Origin of the sequence: Flavobacterium sp. (genome assembly GCF_044371705.1) — a bacterium.
GTDB lineage: Bacteria > Bacteroidota > Bacteroidia > Flavobacteriales > Flavobacteriaceae > Flavobacterium.
Genome location: NZ_JBILTE010000219.1, coordinates 1 through 4,007 on the forward strand (window position 1 = coordinate 1; position 4,007 = coordinate 4,007).

Annotated in this window: 3 protein-coding genes; 2 read left to right on the forward strand and 1 reads right to left on the reverse strand. The window is 36.1% G+C overall.

Features of this window, described 5'->3' with window-relative positions:
• Nucleotides 1–173 precede the first annotated feature (173 nt).
• On the forward strand, nt 174–707 hold the full coding sequence (locus ACIQ2S_RS11895; protein WP_396176269.1) for an RNA methyltransferase: 534 nt from the start codon (nt 174–176) through the stop codon (nt 705–707).
• A gap of 94 nt (nt 708–801) precedes the next feature.
• The gene (locus tag ACIQ2S_RS11900) at nt 802–2,898 is read left to right on the forward strand and encodes a T9SS type B sorting domain-containing protein (protein WP_396176271.1); all 2,097 of its coding nucleotides are present in this window, start codon (nt 802–804) and stop codon (nt 2,896–2,898) included.
• On the opposite strand, the gene folK is transcribed toward ACIQ2S_RS11900, so the two are convergent.
• Nucleotides 2,884–4,007, reverse strand: a 1,124-nt coding sequence (folK, locus tag ACIQ2S_RS11905) for a 2-amino-4-hydroxy-6-hydroxymethyldihydropteridine diphosphokinase (protein WP_396176273.1), incomplete at its 5' end; no start/stop codon positions are given. The two genes, ACIQ2S_RS11900 and folK, sit on opposite strands and share 15 nt — an antisense overlap.

The following is a 4,007-nucleotide window of genomic DNA, read 5'->3' on the forward strand; positions in this document are numbered from 1 at the left end:
TAATGGCGTTTCTTTAGGCTCTTTGACTACGGTTGTTTTGGCTGACAATTGGATAGGATTTTAATTAGGATTTCAAAAATACGAAATTGAAATTTCAAAATACAATTTCCAAATTCCAAATTTTCGGAATCTTGCACTTCTTTTATCCCAAAATCATTTCCTATTTTTGTGAGATGAGAAAATTAGCCAATTCCGAACTGGATCGTAAAAATATAGATGAGTTTAAACAAGCCGAAAAAACGCCTATTATTATTGTAATGGATGACATTCGGAGCTTACACAACATAGGCTCTGTATTTCGTACTTCGGATGCTTTTTTGATTGACAAGATTTATTTATGTGGAATAACCGCTACTCCTCCCAACAAAGAAATTCACAAAACTGCGTTAGGGGCCACAGATACAGTTACATGGGAATATGTTCAAAGCATTTCAGAGGTCATTGAAAAATTAAAGCAAAATAACGTCTTTGTTTACGCTGTAGAACAAGTAGAAAATTCAATTATGCTGAACGATTTCCAAATTGAAAAAAACAAAAAATATGCTCTAATTTTTGGCAATGAAGTAAAAGGTGTTTCTCAAGAAGCAATTGAAAAATGTGATGGAGTGATTGAAATTCCGCAACTCGGGACAAAACATTCATTAAATATATCGGTTAGTGCCGGAATTGTAGTTTGGGATTTATTTCGAAAATTAACAACCCTTTAAGGTTTGATTTAAGTAAAAATAAATTAGATTTTCTTACTTTTACGAAATGATTCAAAAACATATTCTGATACAATTCCTCCTCACAATCTCTTGTATGTATGCGGTTTATGGAAATTTGAATTATTCAAGTGCCAACGATAGTTTAGTAAAACATATACCACACTATAAAGTTGATAATTTTGAACCATTAAATAATGTAGCCCCAATTTTAACTGCAACCGGAAATCAAATTTACTGTCCGGGGACATCAATGAAAATAGTTACCAACATGACTATTATTGATCCTGACGATACCGGCATTGATGCAATCTACATTCAAATTTCATCCGGATATGAGAATGGACAAGATGTATTGACATTAGCAGGAAACCATCCCACAATTACAAGTAGTTGGAATGCCCTAACCGGCAAATTAACTTTAACCGGTGTTTCAGTTCAGCCAACGTATATAAACTTAGTAGCCGCAATCAAAGATGTAGAATATTCAAGCTCCGCAGCTAATCCCTCAGGTGTTCGAACTTTCTCAATTACAGTTGGTCAAGCAAATTTCTTACCCTCAAACGGACATTATTACCAATACTTCCCAAATATTGGCATTTCATGGACAAATGCAAAAACGGCAGCCGAAGCAAGTGTTTATTATGGCTTACAAGGCTATTTGGCGACCATTACTGCTGCCGATGAAGCCCAACTTGCCGGTGAACAAGCGGCGGGTGCTGGTTGGATTGGTGGAAGCGACCAACAAGTTGAAGGTGTTTGGCGTTGGATGACCGGACCAGAGGCCGGAACAATATTTTGGAACGGTGGTGTGAACGGCTCAACACCAAATTTTGCTTTCTGGAACAATGGCGAACCCAATAATCTTGGCGAAGAAGATTATGCTCACATAACAGCTCCCGGTGTTGGAATTCCCGGCTCATGGAACGATCTGATTCTCAACGGGGAAGCCGCGGGTAATTATCAACCCAAAGGCTATATTGTGGAATATGGTGGAATGCCAAGCGATCCGGTTTTACAGATCTCTACTAGTACAACCATCAGTATACCATCAATTATTGGCATTGTTTCGCAAACCAGATGCGGCAACGGGACCGTTACTTTAAGTGCAACTGCTGCAAACGGAACTCCCAAATGGTATGCCACAGCAACTGGTGGAACTCCACTTGAATCCAGTAGTTCTTTCACAACTCCGATACTTTCAGCAACAACCATATATTATGTAGATGCTTTTGCAGTAGGCTGCACAGGCGGAACTAGAACCGCTGTCATTGCAACCATTAATGCAATTCCAACAGTAAGTTTTACGCCTCTTGCTCCTATTTGTACTGGAGAATCTGCAGTATTAACTGCGGTAGCTTCTGCTGGAACTATCAATTGGTTTGCCAATGCAACCGGAGGAACACCTATTGGTACTGGAACGAGTTTTACAACACCACTTTTAAGCCAAAACACCACTTTTTATTTAGAAGCAACCAACAATGGTTGTACTTCCGTAAGAGTTGCAATCTTAGTTCAAGTAAATGAAATACCTATCATTGCCGATGAAGATAAAATTCTTTGTGAAAACAGTTTTGTAATTTTAAATGCAGGAATTTCAAATGTCACCTATTTGTGGTCCACTGGTGAAACAACCGAATCGATTATTGTAACTGCTTCGGGAGTTTATTCGGTTACAGTTTCAAATGCATTAAATTGTTCTAGTTTAAAAACCATCACAGTTATTCAAAAAACCGCTCCAATTATTGAAGATATTTTAGTCAGTGGAACCACTGCAACAATTATACTAACCAATACTGGAGATTTCGAATATTCTATAGACGGCATTAACTTTCAAAATTCTCCAATTTTTACTGTAGTAGAAGGTGGACTTTATACCGCGTATGCAAGAGAAAAAAATCAATGTGGCAGTGACAACCAAACCTTTATTGTTCTGACTATTCCTTCATTTTTTTCACCCAACAATGATGGCTATAACGACTTTTGGCTCATCAAAGGAATGACTTTTTATTCGAAAGCCAAAGTCAACATTTTTGATCGATACGGCAAATTATTAAAACAACTAAATCAACAAAACAATAGTTGGGACGGCACTTTAGAAGGCAAAAAACTACCTGCTTCCGATTATTGGTTTGTACTGACAGTTCCGGAAATTAATAGGGAAATAAAGGGTCACTTCTCAATGATTCGTTAGTGAAATTTTCATAGTAATTTCGTTAAGAATTGCAATGTAATCCGATTGATTTTCAACAAAATCTTTATTTGAAACATCAATTATCAGTATATTCAAATCTGTTTTGGTTTTCATATATTCTAAATATCCTTGATTTATTTTTTCAAGGTAATTATCTTGTATTTGCTGTTCGTAACTTCTGCCCCTATTTTTGATATTTTCTAACAACTGATTGGTGTTTTGATATAAATACACATACAAATCAGGTTTTGGTGTTTCTTTATGAATGATATCAAACATCATTTTATACAATCTGAATTCATCTTCCTGCAGCGTAATTTTTGCAAAAATCAACGATTTAAAAAAATGGTAATCAGCCACTATAAAATCTTTAAACAAATCAAACTGGGCTAAATCATCAGACAACTGTTGGTAGCGATCGGCTAAAAATGACATTTCCAGCGGAAAAGCATACCTGTTTTGGTCTTCATAAAATTTTGGTAGAAATGGATTATCGGCAAACCGCTCCAAAACCAATTTTGCATTAAAATCATCAGCAATTTTAGAAGCTAACGTTGTTTTGCCCACGCCAATATTCCCTTCAATTACAATATAATTGGAAGATGCAAAATCCAATTCATTTAATGGTGCCTTTAATGTATCAACAAATTTACATTTACCTTTATCGTTAGAACATTGCACCAATTCATGTAAGTACTTTTGTAAAATAGGGTGACGCCAGTCTAAATTCAAATCCCGCATAGGAAGCAAAACAAATAATCGATTTTGCATTTGCGGATGAGGTACCTGTAATTTTTCTGTATGAATAATTTCTTCATTAAATGCAATTACATCAATATCAATCATTCTAGCTTGATAGCCTGCCGCATTCGTTCTAGTCCTTCCCAACTTTTGTTCTAGGAGTAGCAATTCATCTAGTACTTTTTGAGCCGATTTATATGTATGTACTTTCAAGGCACAATTGTAAAAAAAGTCACTATCAAACCCCCAAGAAGGTGTTTCGTAAAGTGCGGAAACCTTAACTACAGTTCCTACAGTTTCATGAATGGCAGCAATTGCTTCCTCAATAACTTGAAGTCGGTTTCCTATATTACTACCTAATGATAAAA